Origin of the sequence: Paracoccus sp. ME4, assembly GCF_046736325.1 — a bacterium.
In the GTDB taxonomy this organism is placed as follows: Bacteria; Pseudomonadota; Alphaproteobacteria; order Rhodobacterales; family Rhodobacteraceae; genus Paracoccus.
In genome coordinates this window covers 253,408-271,429 of record NZ_CP151277.1, presented here as the reverse complement: position 1 = coordinate 271,429, position 18,022 = coordinate 253,408, and the positions used below count along the sequence as shown (strand labels likewise).

General features: G+C 64.5%; 27 protein-coding genes. 16 read left to right on the top strand and 11 right to left on the bottom strand.

All coding sequences use genetic code 11. The annotated features are described in order from the left end of the window. Positions 1–52: 52 nt before the first annotated feature. From AACG61_RS16885 to AACG61_RS16840, 10 genes are all read left to right on the top strand, one after another. Positions 53–187 (top strand): hypothetical protein, encoded by a 135-nt coding sequence (locus AACG61_RS16885; RefSeq protein WP_411839558.1) that lies wholly within the window; start codon positions 53–55, stop codon positions 185–187. After that, positions 184–606, top strand: coding sequence for a hypothetical protein (locus tag AACG61_RS16880; RefSeq protein WP_411839557.1), 423 nt, complete (start codon positions 184–186; stop codon positions 604–606). Before AACG61_RS16885 ends, AACG61_RS16880 begins: the two co-directional genes overlap by 4 nt. Before the next feature lie 17 nt (positions 607–623). Continuing rightward, positions 624–1,586 carry a class 1b ribonucleoside-diphosphate reductase subunit beta gene (gene nrdF / locus AACG61_RS16875; RefSeq protein WP_411839556.1) on the top strand — a complete coding sequence of 321 codons (963 nt, stop codon included), beginning with the start codon at positions 624–626 and terminating at the stop codon, positions 1,584–1,586. Beyond that, a complete protein-coding gene (locus tag AACG61_RS16870) occupies positions 1,583–2,293 on the top strand; it encodes a hypothetical protein (RefSeq protein ID WP_411839555.1) in 711 nt (236 codons plus the stop codon). The genes nrdF and AACG61_RS16870 overlap by 4 nt, the downstream gene beginning before the upstream one ends. Before the next feature lie 31 nt (positions 2,294–2,324). Beyond that, on the top strand, positions 2,325–3,203 hold the full coding sequence (locus AACG61_RS16865; protein ID WP_411839554.1) for a hypothetical protein: 879 nt from the start codon (positions 2,325–2,327) through the stop codon (positions 3,201–3,203). Between the two features lie 126 nt (positions 3,204–3,329). Continuing rightward, the gene (locus AACG61_RS16860; RefSeq protein ID WP_411839553.1) at positions 3,330–3,647 is read left to right on the top strand and encodes a hypothetical protein; all 318 of its coding nucleotides are present in this window, start codon (positions 3,330–3,332) and stop codon (positions 3,645–3,647) included. Further along, complete coding sequence (locus tag AACG61_RS16855; RefSeq protein WP_411840126.1) at positions 3,647–3,871, top strand: helix-turn-helix domain-containing protein; 225 nt, start codon at positions 3,647–3,649, stop codon at positions 3,869–3,871. The genes AACG61_RS16860 and AACG61_RS16855 overlap by 1 nt, the downstream gene beginning before the upstream one ends. Before the next feature lie 3 nt (positions 3,872–3,874). After that, positions 3,875–4,612: a hypothetical protein gene (locus tag AACG61_RS16850; protein WP_411840125.1), complete on the top strand. Its 738-nt coding sequence runs from the start codon at positions 3,875–3,877 to the stop codon at positions 4,610–4,612. An 89-nt stretch (positions 4,613–4,701) separates the two neighbouring features. Continuing rightward, positions 4,702–5,274 carry an OmpA family protein gene (locus AACG61_RS16845; protein WP_411840124.1) on the top strand — a complete coding sequence of 191 codons (573 nt, stop codon included), beginning with the start codon at positions 4,702–4,704 and terminating at the stop codon, positions 5,272–5,274. Between the two features lie 111 nt (positions 5,275–5,385). Further along, positions 5,386–5,670 (top strand): HU family DNA-binding protein, encoded by a 285-nt coding sequence (locus tag AACG61_RS16840; RefSeq protein WP_411840123.1) that lies wholly within the window; start codon positions 5,386–5,388, stop codon positions 5,668–5,670. Between the two features lie 49 nt (positions 5,671–5,719). Here AACG61_RS16840 and AACG61_RS16835 read toward each other — a convergent pair whose 3' ends face one another. Both AACG61_RS16835 and abiEi read right to left on the bottom strand, forming a co-directional pair. Further along, positions 5,720–6,628 carry a nucleotidyl transferase AbiEii/AbiGii toxin family protein gene (locus tag AACG61_RS16835; RefSeq protein ID WP_411840122.1) on the bottom strand — a complete coding sequence of 303 codons (909 nt, stop codon included), beginning with the start codon at positions 6,626–6,628 and terminating at the stop codon, positions 5,720–5,722. Continuing rightward, positions 6,612–7,151 carry a type IV toxin-antitoxin system AbiEi family antitoxin gene (abiEi, locus tag AACG61_RS16830; protein ID WP_411840121.1) on the bottom strand — a complete coding sequence of 180 codons (540 nt, stop codon included), beginning with the start codon at positions 7,149–7,151 and terminating at the stop codon, positions 6,612–6,614. The genes AACG61_RS16835 and abiEi overlap by 17 nt, the downstream gene beginning before the upstream one ends. Before the next feature lie 288 nt (positions 7,152–7,439). Here abiEi and AACG61_RS16825 point away from each other — a divergent pair, with 288 nt between their 5' ends. The 4 genes from AACG61_RS16825 (at position 7,440) to AACG61_RS16810 (ending at position 10,767) form a co-directional block, all read left to right on the top strand. Next, on the top strand, positions 7,440–7,748 hold the full coding sequence (locus AACG61_RS16825) for a hypothetical protein (RefSeq protein WP_411840120.1): 309 nt from the start codon (positions 7,440–7,442) through the stop codon (positions 7,746–7,748). A gap of 66 nt (positions 7,749–7,814) precedes the next feature. Next, the gene (locus AACG61_RS16820; RefSeq protein WP_411840119.1) at positions 7,815–9,086 is read left to right on the top strand and encodes a WGR domain-containing protein; all 1,272 of its coding nucleotides are present in this window, start codon (positions 7,815–7,817) and stop codon (positions 9,084–9,086) included. A gap of 20 nt (positions 9,087–9,106) precedes the next feature. Next, positions 9,107–9,676 (top strand): hypothetical protein, encoded by a 570-nt coding sequence (locus AACG61_RS16815; RefSeq protein WP_411840118.1) that lies wholly within the window; start codon positions 9,107–9,109, stop codon positions 9,674–9,676. Positions 9,677–9,741: 65 nt separating this feature from the next. Then, positions 9,742–10,767, top strand: coding sequence for a hypothetical protein (locus AACG61_RS16810; protein WP_411840117.1), 1,026 nt, complete (start codon positions 9,742–9,744; stop codon positions 10,765–10,767). 37 nt (positions 10,768–10,804) lie between these two features. Here the strand turns inward: AACG61_RS16810 and AACG61_RS16805 are convergent, their stop codons facing one another. Continuing rightward, complete coding sequence (locus AACG61_RS16805) at positions 10,805–11,683, bottom strand: metallophosphoesterase (RefSeq protein ID WP_411840116.1); 879 nt, start codon at positions 11,681–11,683, stop codon at positions 10,805–10,807. 60 nt (positions 11,684–11,743) lie between these two features. After that, positions 11,744–12,589, bottom strand: coding sequence for a hypothetical protein (locus tag AACG61_RS16800; RefSeq protein ID WP_411840115.1), 846 nt, complete (start codon positions 12,587–12,589; stop codon positions 11,744–11,746). Positions 12,590–12,687: 98 nt separating this feature from the next. Here AACG61_RS16800 and AACG61_RS16795 point away from each other — a divergent pair, with 98 nt between their 5' ends. Next, positions 12,688–13,350 carry a DarT ssDNA thymidine ADP-ribosyltransferase family protein gene (locus tag AACG61_RS16795; RefSeq protein ID WP_411840114.1) on the top strand — a complete coding sequence of 221 codons (663 nt, stop codon included), beginning with the start codon at positions 12,688–12,690 and terminating at the stop codon, positions 13,348–13,350. Between the two features lie 19 nt (positions 13,351–13,369). Here AACG61_RS16795 and AACG61_RS16790 read toward each other — a convergent pair whose 3' ends face one another. The 4 genes from AACG61_RS16790 to AACG61_RS16775 all read right to left on the bottom strand — a co-directional run bounded on the left by AACG61_RS16790 (position 13,370) and on the right by AACG61_RS16775 (position 15,433). Further along, positions 13,370–13,912, bottom strand: a complete 543-nt coding sequence (locus AACG61_RS16790) for an HNH endonuclease (RefSeq protein ID WP_411840113.1) — start codon at positions 13,910–13,912, stop codon at positions 13,370–13,372. Between the two features lie 56 nt (positions 13,913–13,968). Further along, positions 13,969–14,181, bottom strand: coding sequence for a hypothetical protein (locus AACG61_RS16785; RefSeq protein ID WP_411840112.1), 213 nt, complete (start codon positions 14,179–14,181; stop codon positions 13,969–13,971). Positions 14,182–14,263: 82 nt separating this feature from the next. Then, positions 14,264–14,575 carry a type II toxin-antitoxin system prevent-host-death family antitoxin gene (locus AACG61_RS16780; protein WP_411840111.1) on the bottom strand — a complete coding sequence of 104 codons (312 nt, stop codon included), beginning with the start codon at positions 14,573–14,575 and terminating at the stop codon, positions 14,264–14,266. 105 nt (positions 14,576–14,680) lie between these two features. Continuing rightward, positions 14,681–15,433: a hypothetical protein gene (locus tag AACG61_RS16775; protein WP_411840110.1), complete on the bottom strand. Its 753-nt coding sequence runs from the start codon at positions 15,431–15,433 to the stop codon at positions 14,681–14,683. A 74-nt stretch (positions 15,434–15,507) separates the two neighbouring features. Here AACG61_RS16775 and AACG61_RS16770 point away from each other — a divergent pair, with 74 nt between their 5' ends. Beyond that, entirely contained in the window at positions 15,508–16,155 is a 648-nt protein-coding gene (locus tag AACG61_RS16770) for a hypothetical protein (protein ID WP_411840109.1), read from the top strand. Between the two features lie 8 nt (positions 16,156–16,163). Here the strand turns inward: AACG61_RS16770 and AACG61_RS16765 are convergent, their stop codons facing one another. From AACG61_RS16765 to AACG61_RS16755, 3 genes are read right to left on the bottom strand one after another with little or no spacing between them, the layout of a single operon-like run. Continuing rightward, positions 16,164–16,634: a hypothetical protein gene (locus tag AACG61_RS16765; protein WP_411840108.1), complete on the bottom strand. Its 471-nt coding sequence runs from the start codon at positions 16,632–16,634 to the stop codon at positions 16,164–16,166. A gap of 18 nt (positions 16,635–16,652) precedes the next feature. Next, positions 16,653–17,159, bottom strand: coding sequence for a hypothetical protein (locus AACG61_RS16760; RefSeq protein WP_411840107.1), 507 nt, complete (start codon positions 17,157–17,159; stop codon positions 16,653–16,655). Between the two features lie 50 nt (positions 17,160–17,209). Next, positions 17,210–18,022 (bottom strand): hypothetical protein, encoded by an 813-nt coding sequence (locus AACG61_RS16755; RefSeq protein WP_411840106.1) that lies wholly within the window; start codon positions 18,020–18,022, stop codon positions 17,210–17,212.

Here is an 18,022-nt window from a genome sequence, read left to right as displayed (position 1 = left end):
GGGGCGGCAAACGGTCGGCGCCGCCGGCACATATCACCAAGGACTGGGAACGATGCAGAACAAGACAAGTCGACTGGACGATCTGACGAACGCCTTCCGTGCCGCGATCGAGGAGATCGGCATGGACACCTTCAAGCAGTGCAGCTTCTTCGGCTCCGCCGCCTGCCACAAGGAGCCCGCGCGGTGAAACCGGATCCTCAGGAGAATGCGGGCAACCCGCAGATTGCCGCTCTTGTGCATGAGGGCATGACGCGCTTCCCGGACGGGCCGCCCAAATCCGAATTCCTCATCGCGCTTCAGGACAGGGTGAACCGCCTGGCCGATGCCGAAGATCATGCCGAGCGGGATGGCATCGCGAGTGCGCTCATCATCTCTCTGCGCACCTCCGAGGAGCCGGCGATGCGCCGCAGCGCGGCGTTGGCTGAGGTCGCGGAGGCGCTCATCGACGCCGCAAACACTCATGTCGCCCTTACGCGGGATCGCGGAACGGCCGAGCCCGCCGCCCTCGCCACGATGCGTGGGCTGCACAATACCCTCCAGGCCGTCTACGCGGCCGTCGTTTTCCCGGAAGAGCTCGAGCGCGACGATGCGCCCGACGGTCCATGACAGAGATTGGTGAACACATGAACACGCCCATCAAGGCCATCAACTGGAACAGGATCGAGGACGACAAGGACAATCAGGTCTTCGAGCGCATGAAGACGAACATCTGGTTCCCCGAGAAGGTCCCGGTCGCCAACGACGTCCAGGCCTGGGGCCAGCTGACGGATGAGGAGCGGCTGCTGACCATGCGGGTCTTCACCGGCCTGACCCTGCTCGACACGGTTCAGGCGCAGATCGGCGCGCCCTCCCTCCTGAAGGACGCCATCACCCCGCATGAGAAGAGCTGCCTCGCCCTGATCCAGCTGATGGAGGAGGTGCATGCGAAATCCTACTCGCGCATCTTCTCGACGCTGGCCTCCACGGAGCAGATCGACGCGGCCTTCGCCTGGTCCGAGCGGAACCCGCACCTGCAGGCGAAGGCCCGCAGGGTCTCCGAGGCCTACGAGGATGATCCGAACCCCCTGAAGAAGAAGATCGCCTCCACCTTCCTGGAGAGCTTCCTTTTCTACTCCGGTTTCTACCTGCCGATGTTCTTCAGCTCGCGCGGCAAGCTGACGAATACCGCCGACATGATCCGGCTGATCATCCGCGACGAGGCGGTTCACGGCTACTACATCGGCTACAAGTTCCAGCGCGGCGCGGAGCGGCTGCCGGAAGCGCAGCGGGCCGAGCTGAAGGCCTGGGCCTACGATCTGCTGCTGGAGCTCTACGAGATCGAGGAGCAATACACGGCGGATCTCTATGACGGCACGGGCATGACGGAGGACGTGAAGCGCTTCCTGCAATACAACGCCAACAAGGCGCTGCAGAACCTCGGATACGAGCCGCTGTTCCCGGTCGGGGCCGGGGACGTGAACCCCGCCGTGCTGGCCGCCCTGACGAACGTGGCCGAAAATCACGACTTCTTCTCCGGATCCGGCTCGAGCTATGTCGTCCTGCCGGTCGAGGAGACCGTCGACGATGACTGGGCGGGCATCGCGTGAGCGGCGACAGGGCTGAAGGCGCGGGCGCCATGGGGCGCACGTCATCCGCCGATGATGAGGATCCCATCGGCCTTGCCGCCTATCAGCGCCGGACCGGGACCTGGGTCAGGCAGGCGTTCGGACGGAATTCCCTCGAGAGTCCCATCGAGCGCGCGCAGCGCATTCTCGAGGAGGCGGCGGAGCTTGCGCAGGCGGTCGGCCTGCCGGCATCGCAGGCGCGTTCCGTCATCACCGACGTCTATGCCCGTGAGCCCGGGGATGTCGGCCAGGAGGTCGGCGGCCTGATGGTCTGCATCGGTGCGTTGTGCGAGGGCCTTGGCGTCGACATGGCTGCGGCCACGGAGCGCGAGATGTCCCGCGTGGAGGCGCCGGCAGTCATCGCGAAATGCCGCAGAAAGAACGCCGACAAGGCGGCCCGTGGCGTCTCCGTCGGCGGGCTGTCGCGCAACATCATCCTCTTCGGCGAGACCGCATACGAGGTGAGCCAGGCCTATGCGGAGGGCGTCCACGCCCGCCGCGGGGGACCCAGGCGCCTCGGCGACGGGCCCTATCCGCAGGGAGACGAGCGGATGGCCGAGTGGCTGAATGGCTACTCCAATGCCGATGGCTGGGACCATTTCCTCCCCGACGGGAGCGATGCGCTGGACCTGTTCCCGGATGGGCGCAGCATCGAGGCGCCGGACGACCCGGCGCCGGTGCCGCTTTGAAGTTTCCGAATCCACGAAAGGACTGAACCGAATGCGTGATGCACGGACCGACCTGCAACTGATCATGGGCGAGGGCGACAGCACATTGCCCATCGCCCTCTCTCTGGGCTTCGACTTCGTCGCGGAGCATGAGATGGGGATCTCCGGCATTCGGAGGCTGGTCGGTGCCTCCGATGCCGAGCTGGGCATCGAGCGGCACCGGGCTGACCCCGATCGCGCCATGAACCATCTGACCTCCGTCACGCTGCCGAAGACGAGGTCCGCGCCGGAGTGCCATGTCCTGGAGCTATCCCCGCGTCGCATGAACGACGCGGACCAGGCAAGCTGGAAGAAGGCTGTGCGGCGGCCGGACATCAGGTGGGATAAGGAGGGCTATACGTCCAGCTGGGATGAGCGGTCGTTTCGTATCTGCGCCATCGACCCGGAGGTCGTCGCCTTCCTCAAGGATTTCGAGAGTGCGCTGGCCAACGGAAATGCCGCCGTCATGCACCTCTCCCTGAGCCCCGGCAATCCGTTCAGCCGGAGTTCCCTTGGCCTCGTGGTCATCGATCGGCTTCCGGGCTCCGCCATCGAGGCCATGCGCGAGAGCGACATCGATCAGAGGCTGCTCCGCGAGCAGTTCGGCAAGCTTGGGTTCGACGAGGTCTTCCGCAGCAAGGGGATCAGGGTCTGCGCCTGCAGCCCGCGCCGGATCGATGCAGACCAGATGGCGAGCATCGGGACCGATTATCCGATGAACTTGTGGGTCAATTCTTGGGATGAGAGGCTCCGGACCGGTTGGTTCACGGTCGAGGAGCTTCAGGACACAGTGCTCGATCTCTTTCCGGATGCGACACTCAGGGAATACTGGGGCCTCGTGCATGACGAGATGATGATCCGGACTGAAGATCACGGGTTGGGGTTGTCCTGAACGGCCCGACTTCCCCAACATGAGAAATCCACATTTTTCATTATGCGAAAACACATTGAGTATTTCGCATGATCGGGACCGGCCCTATAATGGGCTGGAACCTGGATTTGAATGGATGACAGATTGATGAGCAATATCGACGGGCAAACCCTCAACCCGAACCGCTGCCTGGACTGCATGACCCCGGCCGCCCTGCAGAGCCTGGCCATCATCGCGTCCGACAGGCACAGCATCCACGATCTCTCCGCGATCGGGGTGTGCGGCAAGACCGGTTGCACGGAAGAGGTGTGGGACATCCAGCATCTCCTGATCCAGCGCTGGACCGCGATCCGCGAGACCGGCCGCCCGCCCGAGACCTATGAGGCTCTGCGCTTCAATGCCCACGGCATTGGTGGCGCCGGGTCCGAAGTCCCGGAATCCGCGAGCCTTGCCGGGGCGGCCTGATGCGTCTCGAAAGCATCGGCAACCACATCCGTATCGAGCGTCACCGGCGCGGTCTCACCCAGAAGCTCCTGGGCGAGATGGCGGGCGTCAGCAAGGGTCGTGTCGAGGCGATCGAGTGCGGCCGGGCGATCGACATGGGTGTGGGAACCGTCAATGCGGTGCTGGTGGCGCTGGGCTTCCGTCTGGATGTGGTCCGCAATCAGGACAGCGCCCCGGAAGGCTGAGCCATGCGTCCCGTGATCTCGCACCGCTGCATTCGCCTCGTGCGCGACATCCGGGCGCAGCTCAGATGCGCGCAGGTCGCGACGTTCCTCGCGCTGGCGCCCCTGTTCATCTGCGGATCTGCAGGCGCCAGTGCGGCGCAGCCGGCGCTGACGATCGTCGATGAGCCATTCATGGCGTTCATTGCCGGAATGGAGGGGCCGGACGGATATGACGACGTCACCCTTCACGCGACCAGTCAGCCGCCGGATGCGCTCACGAGGATGACGATCGGGCAGGTCCTCGATTACCAGGCACGTCTGCAGCGGCAGGGCGCGAAGTCGACCGCGGTCGGCCAATACCAGGTCATCAGGAAGACGCTGAACGATTTCGTGCGTCGTGGGGAGATACGGCCGGACGAGCTTTACAGCGCCAACAACCAGGACCGACTTGCCAGGATCCTGATGAACCGGTGCAATTTCTATGACCCAGCGCATGACATCGATCGGCTCGGCAATTGCCTGGCGCGCGCCTGGGCGGCGCTGCCGGTCATGACGGGAAGGAAGGCGGGCCAGTCCCACTATCAAGGCAAGGCCGGGAACCGGGCACTGACCTCGGTCGAGGAGGTTCGTCAGGTTCTCGAAGGACGCTTCAGGGACGAGGGTCCGATCATGGTCGCGGCTCGCAGGATCGAGCGGCTTCCTGCGATCAGCAGCCGTGCCCCCGACCGGGCATCGGATCCAATTCCCCTGGCTCGTCGATGAATTATGTGAATATCGAAAAATTGTGATGGAGAGCGTCTGCCCGTTCCGGCTAGGTGTTCAGCAATCGAAAACGAGAAACGGAGTCCCTCATGTCCCGCAACCCGAACGTCCCGCCGCGCCGGGCCTTTCTCATGGCAGGCGGTGCCGCGGTGATCTGCGCGGCTCTCGCCTCGCCCATCATGGCCGGACCGCAGGGCGCGGTTGCCGATCCCTGGATTGGCCGCAGGTTGACGACCGCGGAACGCGCACGCCTTGCGGGGCTCGGCGCAAGCCTGGACCGCAAATTCTCCGGCTCCGATCTGAAATCCGTCATGCTCAAGGATCACGTTCGGCTGCGCATTCCCGCTGCGGATCTGTTCTTCGCCGGCAAGGATGCGCTGTCCGCCCAGGGCGTGGCCATCCTCACGCTGGTTGCGGAGGGAATGACGGACAGGAAGGGTGTCCGCGTCGAGGTGGTGGCCCATCACGACCTGATGGCGCCGGATTACGATTCCTGGATCTTCACCCGGAGGCGGGCCGAGGCCGCGCGCGCCGCGCTCATGAGCCGTGGGGTGGAGGCTGCCCGCATCCGGCCGACCGGACTGGGGGGGAAGTTCCCCTATCTGCCCGATGGCAGGGACCCTCATAATCAGCGCCTGGAGTTGCTGTTCCGTCCCTTGTGAAACGAAAAACGGCGCTGATCGGTTTGCGAATATATATCGTTGCACGTCGCGGTGCGGTGCTTTAGCCATAACCCGTCTACAGGCCGGAATGACGGCCGCAAACCCGAGAGGATGAGCATGCTGAAGAAAGCCGACTACGTCGCTGCGCTGGCCGAGAAAATCGGTTCGACCAAGGCCGACGCCGCCGCGATCGTCGACGCGATCGCCGAGATCACCGTCGAGGCCGCAAAGTCGGGCGAGCCGGTGCTGGTGCCGGGCATCGGCAAGCTGACCGTGATCGACAAGCCGGCGGGCACCGCGCGCAACCCGCGCACCGGTGAGACCATGGACGTGCCGGCCCGCAAGGCGCCCAAGGTCTCGATCGGCAAGGCACTGAAGGATGCCGTGTCGGCCTGATCGAAGGATCGGGGACGGCGTGGGAGTGCCGCGCCGTCCCTCTCCCGCATCAGATCTCGAATTCGAATTCCGGCTCGGGCTTGTAGAGCTTGCGCCTTGTGTGATCCATGATCGCCGCGACCTGGTCGCTCATGTAATCCAGGAATCCCTCCCGATCGAGCGTGCGCGTGCGGACCGCCGGAACCAGGAAGCGGCCCATCTCGTCGATGAATCCCCGCGAGCGCACGATCCCGTGGAGATCCGAGATGCGGTCATCGAGCTTGCGCTGGTAATCCACGATCTCGTAGTCGTCGATCTTCCTCCGGATCAGGTCCGGCCTGGGCTCGGCACCGCGCTGCTTCAGCCACAGCAGGTCCCAGATATCGCGGTGACGGACATGCTCGGTGCTCGCCGCCAGCGCAACGACCTTGTCGGACATGATCTCCGACATGCTCTCCACCCGGACCAGCGTGTCTTCGTAGCCGTCACCGACCTCGGCATGGTTCTTGCGCAGCGCATGGAGTTCGACGTCATAGGACGGGATGTTGGCCACCTCGAACTTGATCCGCTGACGAGGCAGGTGCTTCTGCTGCGGGCTCGTGATGAACGAGAGCTGCCAGCGATCGATCTGAAGGCCGAAATAGCTCGGGACCTCCCGCATCTGCTTGGGATTCTTGACCTCGATCTCGATCCCGTATTGGCCGCCGATGAAGCTCTTCATGCAGGATTGGATCTCGCGCAGCTGTGCCGGCGCGAAGCCGCGGCCGCCGCAGAAATCGAGATCCTCGGAACCGCGCTGACCGCCATAGCACATGCGGATCGCGGTGCCGCCCTGAAAGATCAGGTTGTCCAAAAGCCCCTCCCGGTCGAGACCGTGAAGGATCGCATAATGCAGGATCTCCTTCTCGACCATCGGACGGAGGCCCGCCACCTCGGGACGCAGCATTGCCTGATCGACCACCTCATGAAAGTTGCGCATAATCGGGCTCCTCCTCGGTGATGGGTTGGACGAGATGGGTGTTGCGACCGACGCGCCTCAGATCCGTCAGGGCGCGCTCCGGGGTCGCCATGCGGAGCGGACGTCCGATATCCACCAGGTCAGAGGCAAAGCTCGCCAAGGGCCGTTCGGTATGGGTGAACTCGATGTCGCCCCAGGGCGTGCGGAATTCACCGGACCGCCCGGTGGTGATCACGGTCAGTCGGCCGACCGGAATCTGCGAGATCCAGCCATGTTCGGACAGGGCGCTCTCGAGGCTTACATAGCTGTGGTGCCCACGCCGGATTGTGCGTGCAATCTCCTCGATCAGGTCCGTCTTCGGCCGGGTAGAACGATTGTTGACGTAGACCCCGCGGCAGGCGCGGCGGATGACCGGGTTTTCCCCGGCTGCCACCAGGCGCAGCTGAACCAGAAAGCTGTCAGTCTGATCGTCCGGAAACATCTTGCGGATATCGCTGATCGTGAAGACCCGACGTCCTTGCATGTCCCACTTCGCCAGATTCATGCTCAGTTCCGAAAGGCGCACAACCGTTTTTCCTTTTCGCATTACGTTTCTGTAGGGATAGACCTGTTTTGCGAAAATGGAAAGTCTGCGTCGACCGCAGTGGGTGGCGTGGCGCTTCCGAAACCAGGTGAACGCGGTAATGGCTCTCGATCACCTCGGGAGCGGCGAGGCGGCCGCTGCTGCGGGCGCCGAGATCGGGATTGATGCGCCGCACGCTCGGGGCCTGTCGGCTGCGTCGGAGAGTGCGTCCCCCGTGTGGATCGGGTCGTTGTGCTCGATCGCATAATCATGGACTACGACCCATCGCAACTCATGGTCCCAGCCTTCTTTCCATTCAGGGACAGGCTCTCGGCTCTGGGCCCGGTAGAGGCGGGGCGCATCCGACAGGGGCTGGGCGAGAAACTGCGCCCCGCGGCCGAGCAGGTCGGAACGGCCATTGACGGACGCGGCGACGAAAAGCTGCCATCGGCTGCGGCGGCGCCCTGCAATGTCCGCCAGCCCGGGATCGGGGCATCGAAGCGCATGGCGGTCGCACGGCAAGATGCGTTTATCCATCTATATTTCGCATTGGTGATTGTCGCAAGATGCGAAAAATAGTATCCTTCCCCAAGGATTTATGAATTGGATTGGAGGCCACGTATGACGTGCGTCGCAAGGACCCGCATGTTCGTTAAGACGGACGTCGAGGCCAACAACAACAAGTTCTGGGAAATCACGATCGACGCCGCCGGCACCGTCTCGACCCGCAACGGCCGCGTCGGATCAGCAGGCCAGAAACGCACCCTCGGGCAGGGGGAGAAGCTCGTGGAATCCAAGATCCGCGAGAAGCTCCGGGGCAGTTACAAGGAGATCGAGATCGTCGGCGCGCCGGAGACGGGCGGGGCGATCGGCAGTTCCGAGCTGCGCAGCGCCGCCGAGGACCAGATCGGCCGCGGCGATCCGGTCGTCACCGATCTCGTCCGATCCCTGGTCGCGATCAACCGCCATCAGCTGCTGGCCGCAACCGGCGGGCAGATGGATCTGGATCTTTCGAGCGGGATCATCTCGACCCCGGTGGGGGTGGTGACCCAGGCCAATGTCGAGCGGGCCCGCGCGCTGCTGGCGGAGCTGGAACCCTTCGTGGTGTCGCAGAATTTCGACGCGGGCAGCTTTCGTTCGACCTTGCAGGATTACCTGATGCTGGTGCCGCAGAAGGTCGGCGCGTCGCGCGGCTGGCACCGCAGCTTCCTTCCCGATCCTGATGCGCTTTCACGCCAGGGCGCGCTTCTCGATCAGCTGGAGAGCTCGATCTCCATCGCCCGCGACCGGATCCGCGATGCGGCGAACCTCGACGGCAAGCCCGGCTCCGCGGCGGCGTCGATCTTCGACGTGAGCCTGCGGCTCTCGGAGGATGCCGCACTCCTGGAACGGGTGGCGACATTCTATCGTGACGGCTCGTCGGTCAGCCACATGGCATCGAAGTTCCGTATCGGCCGTGTTTTCGATGTGTCGCTCGGCGCGATGGACCGTGAGTTCGAGCGCGATGGCAGAAAGACCGGCGGGATCCGTCAGCTCTGGCACGGGACCCGTGCCCACAATCTGCTATCCATCCTGAAGAGCGGGCTGATCATTCCCAAGAGCGGCGGCTCGATCCATGTGACCGGCCGGATGTTCGGGAACGGGATCTACTTCAGCGACCAGTCCACGAAGTCGCTGAACTACAGCGCCGGCTTCTGGGACGGTTCCGCCGGATCGGAGCGGCGCTGCTACATGTTCCTGGCCGATGTGGCCATGGGCAAGCCCTGGCACCCCGATCGCACCGGGAGCGGCCTCAGGCCTGCCGCGGGGCATGACAGCATTTTCGCCAAAGGCGGAGATCTGGTCCGCAACAACGAGATGATCGTGTTCCGGGCCGGGCAGGTGCGCCTCAGCCACCTGGTCGAGTTCAATATCTGATGTGAATAATGGAGAGAGCCATGAAGGACGATGATGTCTTCCGCCGCGAGATGAGCCCGGCGCTGACTTTGCTGGACGTCGCCGGGCGCAGGCATCGCATCGCGAGCCTGGACGATGCGGCGCGGGCCATCCGGATCGCCGACGAGCTGCATGGGCTCAGCGGCGCTGGGCGCGTCACCGGCATCGGCGGAGACTTCCGCAGGATGCATGAGGCGGAGGCGTTCCTCCTCTACTACCGGTCGCATGCGCTCCAGGCCTCGTCGCGCGAGATCGCCCGGGTGGCCCGGGTCCTGGCCCGGAGCGAGGCCGTGGTCCAGAATGCCCGGGGGGATGTGGTGAAGGTCACCGGATCGAGGGCCGTCGCCTATGCCGACCGTGCGAACCCGAACGAAGGTCGCGTCTGCTTTCTCGTGTCCCAGCTGGTCTGGTATAACTGCAATCGTGCGATGCTGTATCCGCCCTCCCAGCGCACGCGGGACGAAAGGACCGACAAACCCTTCCACGAGACCGTCCCTCGGGAGTTCCTCGGCATGTTCCTGCGTGACGCGAACGATCGCCTTGCTGAGGGCGTGGTCAGCTTCCCGCTGTAAGCGAAAAGCGTGCATGATTTTCCTTCGTTTCGCGGTAGCCTTGCTGCGAAACGAAGGAGTCTCCCATGTCCCAAGACGTCACCGACAAGATCAGGAGTGCGGTTCGCGCCGCATTCTCCGCATTTCCGGCAATGGCGGCCGCCGGCGGCGTGGCGGCCCTGATGAGCCTCGGCTCCGCGGCCCTGGCGCGACCTGCGATCATGCCGGAGGCCGGGCAGTCGGGCTGGGCACCGACCGAATTCGTCAACGGCATCCGGGACGAGTCCCTGGGCCGCGCCACCCTCGAGGAAGGCGCGGATCCCTCCACACCGCGCCAGGCCGGGTCCCAATGGCAGCGCATCAACCAGATGTCCCCGGGCGAGATCCGCAGCCTGGCCGGCATCGTCTTTCACGCCAATGTCGAGCTGCGCAAGCTGAACGACCATCTGCGCAAGCAAATGCAGGGCGCCGGCGTGCCCTTCATCGAGGCGGAGCGGACCGCATGGACGGTCGTTCTGACCGGGGCCATGGTGGGCGACCAGGATCCTTTCGAGGTCAGCCTCGAGGATTCCATCAGGCATTCGAACCAGGCATTGCAGGAGGCCGTGAGCAACCACCCCGCCCTGCGCCAGGCACTCGTCGAAGCCAGCGCAAATGCGGAGCTGCTGATGGGTCTGTCCGCACGCGGCGAAAGCCCGTCCTTCGACCCGGTCACGGGCGTCACTGCCGCGCCGAGGGTCGATGCCGACGCGATCTGGTATCAGGCCGACAACCTCGATGGCTCCCGTCTCCGCTCGCTTTCGGCCATGGTGACCGATGTCGAGCCGCGGCTGACCGGTGTGCTCGACGAGATGGTCACGAGCCTCACGGACGAGGGCATTGAGCCCCGCGCGGCCCTCGCCCTGGCAGACAGCGCGATCCTGGCGGGCGGGCTGCCCACGGAGGTCGGCGCGCATTTCCATATCGATGCGGGGCGCGCCGAGGCCATGGCCGATCGGCTGCGCCAGAAGGTCTACGAGGAATATCCGCCCGCTGTCTACAACATCATCACCGAGGGCATCGACCGCGCGAAGCGCGCAGCGGAGCCCGCCACCGCTCCCGAGCTGGACTGACGGGCAGGGGGCGATGGCCCCCTGCATCCACGCCGCTTCAGGGCGATGGGTCGCCTGGTGCGGACGGATCCGCAGGGGCGCTCCCGAGATGTTCGAGATCCAGGATCCCGGCCCGGACCCGTCGTCTCATCGGCTCCGGCGTGATCTCCGCCTCGCTCCCGACCGAGACATTGCGCATCAATGTGCCGCCGGGCGCGCGCAGCTCCGCCTCCCGGTGGGTGTGCCCGAAGATCCATGCCTCGGGGCGGGTCTCGTCGATCAGCGCATCGAGGTCCGAGGCATAGCAGGGGCTGCGCTCGCTCAGCGGGCCGCAGACGGCGATGGAGGGCGCATGATGGGTGACCACGACCGTGGGGCCCTCATGGCATGTGCCGAGGCGGCCCTTCAGCCAGGCCAGGTGCATGGCATGGATCGTGGCGGTATCCCTGGGTCGGAGCGAGCGCTCCGGATTGCCGGTCGTGATGCTGCCATAGCCGTAGTCCGGCATCTTCTCGCGCGCGATCCGCATGGCCCGCCCTGTCGCCTCCGCGCCGGCGGTCGCGCGGAAGAGCCCGAAGTCGGTCCAGAGCGTGGCGGCCAGGAAGCGGGTTCCGCCGATGAGGAACTCGGATTGCTGTGCGAACTCGCAGCCGTTCTGCTGGCAGATGCGGGACATCGTCCTTTCCGCCTCGCCCATGTGCTGACCGTAATAGTCGTGGTTTCCCGGGATCACATGGATGGGCCGGTCCGGGACAAGGTCTCGAAGCCACTTCAGTGCTGGGTCCCATCGTTCCGACGACACTTCACACAGATCACCGGCGATGATCACCGCCCGCGCCGCCTGCGCCGCGCACCGGATCTCCCGGCCGAGCTGCAGCTTCGCCTCTGCGATGTGGTATTCGTCGAGATGCAGATCCGCGAGAACAAGGACCTTCATGAGCGTTCCCCCGTGTGGTGACCGACGCGGCATGGCGCCGCGTCGGTCGGTGCATTCCCATCAGTCGGCAGAGCCCTTCACGCCGGCGCTGAACTGGTCGAACCGCAGCGCATGCGCGCGCTTGTTGGTCAGCACAGACGTCACGGTGTCGTCCGAGACCGCGACGAAGAACTCCCAGCGGCTCGCCTCCGGCTCCTTGTCCGCCAGATCGCTCACGAGGATGTCGGCGACCAGACCATCCTTGCAGACCAGGTAGAGATGGCCGTCGGCCGAGGCGCCAAGCTCCGTGATGACCTCCTTGTTGACCGAGAACTTCAGCTCCTTCGCGGTGGAGCCGGACTTCTGGTAGAAGCCGAGGAAATAGTCGCCCTCGTCGTGACCGAAGACGTTCCCGCCCTTCGGAGCGGCGCCGGTATGGGTCCGGGCGATCGCCTTGCGGATCGCTTCGCGGTATTTCGAGCCTCCCGCCTCGACATCGGCCCGCGCATCCCCGCCGGCCGCGGCCACATCCGTGCCGGGGCGTTCCGCGGCGAGCCTGTGGCCCAGTTCGATGAGCTCCTCGACGCTCAGCAGCTGGTCCTCGTCGATCGCCAGGAAATCCGCGATGCGCGCATAGAGGGCGTGCAGTTCCAGGCCGACCTTGATCACATCCTTCTTCATTTCCGAGAGAGCCGCGATCTGAGCCGTGGCCTTCTCCAGATCGGTCATGATCAGCAGCTGAGGGTTGGCGACTGCCTCCGGCATCACCGATACCTCATGCAGCGCCAGCGCCGCATGGTCACGCACCCGGACGAGCAGCTCGTTCTTGAGATCTTCCATGATTTCCCCAAATGAATCTTCCAGTTCGACGATAGCGAAAAATGATGAGAACATCATCAATGGACGTCGCGCCGCGGTGTTAAACATGTGGACAATCTTCAGGCCGGTGATGCGCTATTCGCCTTGCCGATCCCGATACGAAATCGCACATTCCGCACCACTGAGACAAGCCGGGGTGACGAGACATGGCGCGACCGAACCGATTGCGTGACCTTATGCACCGTCGCGGCGTGAACGCATTGCTGCACTTCACGCCCGCCGAGAACCTCGCATCCATCCTCGAGCACGGCCTTCATCCGCGCCAGGCGCTCGACGATGCCGATCACCCATACGTCTATACGGACGAGCGGCGAGGGGACGGCTTCCTGGATGCCATTTCGCTCTCGGTCTGCTACTACAATTATCCGATGCTGAGGCGGTTGAGGCGTGATGCGCCTCGGCAGAAATGGGCAATCTTGGGACTTCACCCCGAACTGCTCATTGGCGCCGATCTCCGGTTCTGCGCATCGAATGCCGCTTCGGGCCACTACCGCAGGACCATGCGCCAGTTTCGTGGCCTGCGGGACTTCGAGGACATGTTCAGGGACCGCTGCCCGTTCGGCTTCCACCGTGGCGAGGGGTATCGCGATACGTTCGGATATCCGGACAACATGCCCACGGATCCACAGGCGGAGATCCTTCACTTCGGCGCCATTCACCCGGAGTGGATCTTCAGCATCGTCACGGACGATGCGGAGGTGGCCGAGAACGCCAATGAGCTGATCGGTGCGAATGGCCTCGAGGGGGTGCAGGTGCATGTCACCGATCTTGCTCCCCGCTTCGTGGTCAATCACCTGCAATGGGGATAGGCGCGCAGGAGCGGGATGATCATTCATCCCGCTCCAGGATCCCGCTCCAGTAGAGCACGTCCAGCTGGGTCGCATGGAAGTTCTCAGGGCGCAGGCGCCGCTTTCGGACCATCTCAGCGGTGCTGGGCTCGCGCGGCTGGCGGATCGGCCTCATGTCGCGGCGATGGCCCTTGGCGGAGTTGCAGGGCCCGCAGGCGGTGGCGATGTTGGACCAGGAGGTGCCGCCGCCGGCAGCCCGCGGGATCACGTGATCGAAGGTGAGATCCCTCGAATTGAAGTGATGCCCGCAATACTGGCACTGGAACTCGTCGCGCATGAAGATGTTCTCGCGCGTGAAAGGCACATGGACCGGCCGCTTGACGTAGTCGATCAGCGCCACGACCGACGGTGCGCGCCAGCTGGCGCGCTGGGAGCGCAGGATCGTGTCATACTCGGCCACCACCGCGACGCGTCCGCGAATGACGTTGCGCGCGGTCTTCTCGACATCCCAGAAGGTCAGTGGGAAGCGGGTGAGGGGCTGGTAGTCCGCATTCAGCACCAGCGCTGCCAGGTTCGTCGTCATGTTCGGCTCCTTTCCCTCTTGGATCTCGATCCGCAAGGAAGGGGCCTCGCGCGGATCTACTGGCTGGTCTGGTGACTGGTCTGGATGCGGGGATAGTGGCGGCCTGCGGGGATCCGGCTGCCGGCGGACAGGGCGCGGCGTTCGATCGCCTCGAGCGTCGACACGCCCGCATCGAACCCGGCGAGATCCCACACCGGCATGCCGAAGCACGCCGGTCCGCTGAGGGCGGAGGCGTCATTCGGTGCTGTCTTGCCGGCCAGGGGGCGCATGCGGGTCATCCTGTTCTCTACATGCTGAAGGTAGACGGGTTCACCGGAAAAGGAAATCGCAAAATTCCGAGCGGAAAGAATTTCACTCCACCGGGTCTTCCCTGAACCGGTCCTTGTCGCTGGCCTGCTCCGCGATGCGCTGCAGCTCGCTGAGATCTGCGGAGATCTTCGGGTCCGGATCCGGAACCACGGCAACGGCGTGGGTCGGCTCCGGGAAGGGGGCAGTGCTGGTGGAGGCCTTGTGCTGAGCCGCCAGCAGGCGCTCGTATTCCGGCGTGGAGATGATCACCAGCGTGCGACGACCGTGGATGGTGATATGCACCGGTTCATCAAGCGCCACGCGCTTGTAATGGCCGAAATGCTTCTGGAAATCTGCGGAGGTGATGTCGGGCATGGCCTCTGATCCGTTGGGGACGCTGCTGGCCATCGTATCGTTATTTCGCATTTCGTGATTCATCAATCGTGTCCGACAGTAACGGATTATGTGGAGAACCACCCTTCAGGGGCAGGGGAAGGGGTCGCAGCGGGCATGCTCGATGCTCGGGATCATGTCCGACAGCCCGTCGATCCATCTCAGATGGTCGTGGGTGCCTTCGTCGCGCTGCGCCCAGTTGTGGCTCGTGGCCACCACGAAGCCGGTATGCCCGGCTTCATTCCCCGCCTCGACATGCTTGGGCAGGTCATCGAACCACCAGGAACCCTTCGGATGCCTGTTGAGTTCAGCCGCCTTGCTTGCACCGAGATCGACGAAGGCCACATCCTCGATAAGCCCCGCGCCGAAGGCCCGGGTCAGGTTGTCGGTCCGGATCCGCATGATGGTCGGGTCGAGGGAGCAGGCGGTGATCACCCGCACCCGCAAACCCGCCTCACGGGCCTTGAGAAGGAATTCCGGCACACCCGGGAGGGGCCGGAGATCGCCGAAACCCGTTTCGGCACTGCCGTTGAACCGGCGGATCAGGTCGATGGCCAGGTCGCGGTGTGCCTCGCCCAGCCAGCCACCGATATTGTAGCTCAGAGGCGCCTCACCGGTAAGGGCGATCCCCTGGGAAAGCGCCCAGGTGCGGAAGTTGGTGTGCCACGAGAGCAGAACCTCGTCGCAGTCGACGAGGACCACTCCCGATTTCGGAAGTTCGTGGAGTTTCGGCCCGTCCGCATGGGCATGCGATAAGGCCGCGACGGCAGGGTGGAGCATGGGCACGGTCCAAATCTTGTATTCAAAAATATTATCCAAGTTGAGCAGTGATGTAAACACCGTCAGATATTCGCATATTGAGAGCGGTTGAACGTTTCTGTAAGATCGGACGCATAACCATCCGGGATCTGACCATGAAGACGATTGCCACCGCAGACCTATTCGCAGGACGCAGGCGCCTGCGCGGCCTTCTCGAGAACACGATGTCCCGGGCGGCCGTCACCCGCCTCGACGAGGTGGCGGCCGAGCGCGCCCGCAACATGCTCCGCTTCCATGCCGGACTGAAGCGGCGGCACCTGGACAGCCTGATCGTATGCCCGAACGGGGCCGGGGCCTTCACCTCGCTTCTGCTTCTGAAGGACGTGCCCCGCGGCATGCCCAACATCGTGGGCGCGGCAGGCGAGAACATGACCGAGCTTCAGGCAGGTTTGGCGGGACGCTCGCTCCTGGAGGCGGCGTGCGTCATGATCCTCGATCACAAGGCGGCCTTGGCAGGTGGCGCGGCGGAGCAGGTCCGCCGTTTCGAGTATGGCGGGCTGGCATTCGGCATTCCGGAGGAGATCATGTCCGTCGTCGGCAATCGCATGCCTGCGCCGATGTCCGACACCTTCCGCCAGGAGATCCTGTCCAGCTCCGGCACCGGCCTGCGTCGTCTGTTCGGGACGGAGGATGTCACGGAGACGGAGTGGGCCGGGTTCAGCGATGACCGGCAGGTCGCGGTCATGGTGGAGGCCGCCCGTCTCCTCTGCGTCGGCGTCAACAGGCTGGATGCGGCCGCCTGAGCCGCGCGTCACGGTGACGGGGCGCTTGCCGGTCCGTCATCCGTTCCGGAGATCCGGCGTGTGGGGCCTTCGACCTCGATGATCCTCACGAGGGACGGGTCGCAGAGCAGGATCAGGCTGTCCTGTGCCTCCGGCACCAGCTTGCGGAACGCCGCATCGGTAAGCCTGTCGAGATCGGAGAGCTGACCCGATCCGGCCAGGGCCACGATGCGCTCGGTCGGCAACCCCTCGTAGCGGTTCAGGTATATGATCGCGTCACAGCCGTCCCGCCTGGCACGCGCGATGCGCTCCGACCAGTTTCCGCCGCTGTCGCGGCACCTGCGCTGACGGCTCACCGGCGCCTCGATCAGGTGAAGATGCCCGCCCTGGCCGCAGCGCATGCGGGCCTGGTCACGGGTTCCGCAATGGATGCCCTGCGCCCGGGACAGCTGCGCGTCGAAACCTTCCAGGCGCGATGGTGATCCATGCCAGAGCTCCATGTCGCCCCGCCCCTTCCTTTAGCCGAAACGTCCCTGGACGTAATCCCGGAAGCCGCCGAAGCGGCGCTCCCGGATCTGCCAGGCCGAATAGTCGTGACGGAGGGACAAGGCAACAAAGACCAGCACCGCAATGAAGATCGCGAGCCCGTAGAGAAAGCCGTTGAGGCCGTGACCGGAGAGCATCCACCATGCGGCAAGTGCGAAGGATCCGCTCGCGGCGGCCAGGAAGATCATCGCGATACGCAGGTGCCCGGCCGCGATCCGGTCGAGCTGTCGCCCATTGAGGTTGCGCCGTCCCATCTCCTCCCGAAAGCGGCCCACCCCACCGTCCGCATAGCGACCAGCAAGCCCCTTGCGGATGTCCTGCGGATCGGCCGCGACCGGTTTCACAGCCTCCCCGATCGCCGAGATGGCGCCGGAGATGTTCTTGCGGGACTTGCTCATCAGCCGCTCGTCGCGGATGCGGCTCACGCCATATGTCCGGACCCGATTGAGGATCCCGCGTCGGGTTCGGTCGTTGCTCATGCTTCTGCCATTTCGTGCTGAGGGTGCGTCTGACTTGGGGTGCCGGTCGATCAGATGCTTCCGGGGAAGAGAACCGTCGGCGGGAAGGGGTTCTCCCAAGGCATCAGGAAGATCTCGGGAAGATCCTGGACCGGTGTCCCGTCCTGTGTCGTCGGGGCGGCCGCGGTGATGTTTGCCGGATCGAAGCATCCCCCGGAGGCCACGCGCTCCATCAGGTGCTGCTGATATTCCTCCTGCGTCATGTTGTGCGCGGCAGCGATGGAAGGGCTCAGCCCCGACGGTGCGAAGCCCGAATCCGCCCATTTCCGGAACCCGCCGCTCCCGAGCATATGGACGGCCGCGGCGGCGCCGCCATTGGTCATGGTGACACCGTTGATCACCTGCCCATCGGTATAGTAGCCGGAGATATACGAAAGGTTTTTCGCAGTATATGCCTCCAGCGAATTCGCCTGGGCCTGGGTGTTGGCCATATACTGGGCCCGGCTGTAGATGCCGTCCTTGCCGCTCCAGGTCACGTTCGACCAGTCATCCTCCCCGAAGCCGGTCGTGCCTGAGACGGAGGTGATGTATCCCGCGTCCTTCAGGGCGGCCACCGTCAGCTGGTAGAGCCCGGTCGCGGTGCTGTTCGGGTTGGTGGCGTATTGCCCATGGGCGCCGGATTCGTAGCCCGCGAGCATGGATCCGTAACCGCCCGGATCACCGTCGCAATTGCCGGATCCGGCGACGCCTCCGGCATCTGCTGCCAATGCCGCCCCCGGCAAGGGGTTCAGGCTCGTCGAGGCGCTGCCGATCGCCAAGGCGGTGACGGTCAGGCCCAGCAGCGCGCTGGGCCGAAATCTTCCGAATGCGGACCGGACAGTCAT